Consider the following 4,206-nt stretch of genomic DNA (forward strand, 5'->3'; position numbering starts at 1 on the left):
TACCAGAAGGCGGGCGAGCTGGCCTATGGCCGGATTCCCGAGCTCGAGAAGCGGCTGGCCGAGATCGAGGCCAAGGAGAATGCCGGCGAGATGATGGAGGAGGCGGTCACCGCCAACCACATCGCGCAGGTGGTCTCGCGCTGGACCGGCGTGCCCGTCGACAAGATGCTGGAGGGCGAGAAGGACAAGCTCCTGAAGATGGAGGACGCTCTCGCCAGGCGCGTCGTCGGCCAGGCCGAGGCGGTGCGCGCGGTCGCGACCGCCGTGCGCCGCTCGCGCGCCGGCCTGCAGGACCCGAACCGCCCGATGGGCTCGTTCATGTTCCTGGGGCCCACCGGCGTCGGCAAGACCGAGCTGACGAAAGCCTTGGCGGAATATCTCTTCAACGACGAGACCGCGATGGTCCGCCTCGACATGTCCGAATACATGGAGAAGCATTCGGTGTCGCGGCTGATCGGCGCGCCTCCCGGCTATGTCGGCTATGATGAGGGCGGCGCGCTGACGGAAGCCGTGCGGCGGCGGCCCTACCAGGTGGTGCTGTTCGACGAGATCGAGAAGGCCCATCCGGACGTCTTCAACGTGCTGCTGCAGGTGCTCGACGACGGCCGGCTCACCGACGGGCAGGGCCGCACCGTCGATTTCCGCAACACGCTGATCATCATGACCTCGAATCTCGGCTCGGAATTCCTGGTCAACCAGCCGGAAGGCGAGGACACGGTTGCAGTGCGCGAGCAGGTGATGGGCATGGTGCGGGCGCATTTCCGGCCCGAGTTCCTGAACCGCGTCGACGAGATCATCCTGTTCCATCGGCTGCAGAAGAGCGAGATGGGCCGGATCGTCGAAATCCAGTTCGGCCGCCTCACGAAGCTGCTGGAGGATCGCAAGATCACGCTGACGCTGGATGCCGCGGCGCGCGACTGGCTCGCCGCCAAGGGCTGGGATCCGGCCTATGGTGCGCGTCCCCTGAAGCGGGTGATCCAGCGCAATCTGCAGGATCCGCTGGCCGAGATGATCCTCGCCGGCGAGGTGAGGGACGGCGACAAGGTCGCGATATCAAGCGAAGGCAACGTGCTGACCTTCAACGGCAAGGCGCCGCAGACCGCCGAGATCGCGCCCTTCGAGGCGCCGCTGCCGAAGCGCAAGCTGAACTGACGGTGGCTCCGAGACGTCAAAGCCCTCGCCGCTGGCGGCGAGGGCTTCTTTGTTCGAACTGGGCGTGAAAGTTAGCGGTTGCTCATCTGGATCGGGCCGCCGGCGTCGGAGAGGCGGGCGTTGGCGCCGCGGCCCGTCATCATCGAGTCCAGCCTGTCGCGCTCCTTCTCGAAGCCCGCCATGATCGGGCCTTCCAGCGAGCGGCCGCGCGGCAGCTTGATGCGCATCGGGTCGACGAAGCGGCCGTTGACCAGGATCTCGTAATGCACGTGCGGGCCGGTCGACTGGCCGGTCGAACCGACGAAGCCGATCACCTGACCCTGCCGCACCCGCTTGCCGACCTCGAGGCCCTTGGCGAAGGCGGACATGTGGCCGTAGGCGGTCTCGTAGCCGTTATTGTGCTTGATGCGGACATATTTGCCGTAGCCGCCCTCCAGCCCCGCCTTCTCGATCACGCCGTTGCCGGCGGCGAAGATCGGCGTGCCGTAGGCGGTGGCCCAGTCGACGCCGGTATGCATCTTGACGTAGCCCAGGATCGGGTGGCGGCGGCCGCCGAAGCCCGAGCGCATGATGGCGTCGTTGACCGGCTTGCGCACCAGGAACTTTTTCGCGCTCTTGCCGGACTCGTCGTAATAGTCGACCACGCCGTCGTCGGGGGACTGGAAGCGGTAGTATCTCTTGGTCTCGCCGCCGACCGTGAGCGAAGCGAACAGCACCTCGTTCTTGTCGCTGGCGCTGGAGCCCTCGTCCTCGCCGGCATAGAACACGTCGAAGGAATCGCCCGGCTGCACCTTGCGCTGGAAGTCGACGTCGTAGGAATAGATGCGGATCATCTCGTCGATGACCGGGGTCGGCAGCTTGTTGCGCAGCGCCGTCTCGTAGATGCTCTGGTAGAGGCGGACGCCGCTGCCGTCGTCGTCCTCGTCGTCGGTGCTGCTGCTCGTGGCGCTGGCCGTCTCGCTGACCGTGTTCATGCTGGCAACGTCGACCGCGACATAGCGGCCGAGATCGGAGAGCGCCGTCACCGCCTCGACCGTGGTGTCGTTGGCGACGACGACCCGGCAGGGCTGCAGCCTGGCCCCGGGCTCGGCGCTGGTCGGCGCCATCAGGATGCGCAGCTTCTCGCCTTCCTTCACGCCACCGTCGCGGCCGCGACCGCCGAGCGCGGCGGTGATCGCCTTGATCTCGTCCGGCGTGGCGCCGAGATCGCGCAGCACCGAGCCGACGCTGTCGCCCTTCTTCACGACATGAACGCGCTCGCCGACCGCGTTGCCGCCGGTGACCTGCTCCTTGGTCTTCGGCAGCAGGGTGACGTTCTCCGGCACCACGCGCGTCTCGAAGCCGGCATAGGGGTCGGACGGCACGCTCTCGGCGGCGTAGCCCATCTTGTTGAAGTCGGTCTGGGTCGCGCCGGTCGCATCCGCCGTGGCGTTGGCGAGCGCATAGCGCACGACGCCGCCATTGCCGCGCCAGTTGGCGGCGTCGCGGACCCGCATCAGGACGTCGTCGAGGGCGACGACGGCTGCGACCTTCGCCTTCGGCAGCACCTGGGCGAGATCCTTGGTGACGAAGGACACCTCGGCGTCGGGCTCGGCGGCGTCGGCCGTCGCGGCATCGTCGGCGGCGGCCTGGGGGTTGGAATCGTTGAGCAGGCGCTGGGCGTTGAAGGGGGGGATCTTGGCGGAGAGATCGCTCGTGCTCATCGACAGGTTGCCGGCGATGCGGATGAAGGGCCGCACCCGGACCACGTCGCGGTTGCCGACGCGCGTGACGGTCGAAACCCGCACCACGTTGCGCGAGGCGGTCGCCTCGCTCGGCGGCGGCAGGCGGTCGCTCTTGTGCAGGCTGGCGCTGCGGTCGTTGGCGCCGAACGCGCCGCGCAGCGCGCTCTCGACCCGTTCCGGCACGCGCGCGAAAGTCATCTCGCCGTCGAGCGAAGCGAAAACGGCGCCGCCGATCAGGGCCGCGCCGCACAGACCGGTCAGGATCGTGCCGCTGAACCATTGCACCGAGACGCGACGGCGATCGATCACCGCGGCCTCGCTGCCGTCCACCGAAAGCGGTGGCTCGTGACCGAGATCAATGATCCCGATCCCGCGTCCGTAACCACCCCCGCGCGGTGTCCTGTGGTTCAATCCGATGTCCCCCAACTTCACCGATCACGTCCGGGCCAAACCTCAACACCCGCCCGAAACCGCCTGCGCCTCGCAATTGAGGCCATCGGAAGTAAAGCATACTGCAAAGTCGTCCAAAGATCAGGCAAGCGAGCCGGCCGCAATCGGGAACAACAGTGCTATCCAAGGTCTTTCGACGTCTGTTCGGCCCACCGAGGAGCAGCGACGGAACATCTCCGGCTGCCGGTCCCCAACTCACAACGCCGAGCGCCCCCACTGGCATCCGGCGATTCAAATCATTAACTAGAGTCAGAACGTCGCAGGATTGTGGCTCAAGTACGGCGTAAAGTCTTCAACGATCAAGGCTTCTTTGCACCGCAAAAATACTTGGGCCGATGCGACGATTTGTTGACAATGACCGTTGACAAGGCCGAACGGGGCGGCCTATAAGGCGGCCACTGAGCGCGGCACTGCATTGGCCCCCGGCCAAGGCAGGTACTCGTGCCCCGTGAAGCTCCTCATTTTCGATGAGTGAAGAACAACCGGTAGAGAATCGGTTGTGATTTGCCGTCGAGATCGGTCCTTCCGGTTGCTCCCTTCTACGGGAGAGGGGTTCTGGCCCCGGGCTGTTTGACAAGTGAAGATGAAGAAAGAGAAACGTGGACGGCGGAGTCCTTGCGAGTCTCGGGGTTGCGAAAGCGCAAGCTTCCGTTGCTTCGGACTGGACGAAAGACTTCGGCGGTACACGTTTTGAATAAGGTTACACCACAGCCTCTTCATTGAGGTTGGGTCGCTCGCGATGTGAATCGCGTTCGATCAAAAATGGTGGGACCTCGTCAAACGTTGTGATCAGCCGGCTCAAAGTTTCAAGTCCAACTTGAGAGTTTGATCCTGGCTCAGAGCGAACGCTGGCGGCAGGCTTAACACATGCAAGTCGAGC

At 65.2% G+C, this 4,206-nt stretch carries 2 protein-coding genes and 1 rRNA gene; 2 read left to right on the forward strand and 1 reads right to left on the reverse strand.

Features of this window, described 5'->3' with window-relative positions; all coding sequences use genetic code 11:
- Window positions 1–1,152: AAA family ATPase (locus tag JOY90_RS24830; RefSeq protein ID WP_291693753.1), on the forward strand; the 1,152-nt coding region annotated here is incomplete at its 5' end.
- A gap of 71 nt (window positions 1,153–1,223) precedes the next feature.
- On the opposite strand, the gene JOY90_RS24835 is transcribed toward JOY90_RS24830, so the two are convergent.
- Window positions 1,224–3,287 carry a M23 family metallopeptidase gene (locus tag JOY90_RS24835; protein WP_291693754.1) on the reverse strand — a complete coding sequence of 688 codons (2,064 nt, stop codon included), beginning with the start codon at window positions 3,285–3,287 and terminating at the stop codon, window positions 1,224–1,226.
- Window positions 3,288–4,139: 852 nt separating this feature from the next.
- Here JOY90_RS24835 and JOY90_RS24840 point away from each other — a divergent pair.
- Window positions 4,140–4,206 (forward strand): 16S ribosomal RNA (locus JOY90_RS24840); the annotation flags it as partial.

It is taken from the genome of Bradyrhizobium sp., assembly GCF_019242285.1.
GTDB lineage: Bacteria > Pseudomonadota > Alphaproteobacteria > Rhizobiales > Xanthobacteraceae > Bradyrhizobium.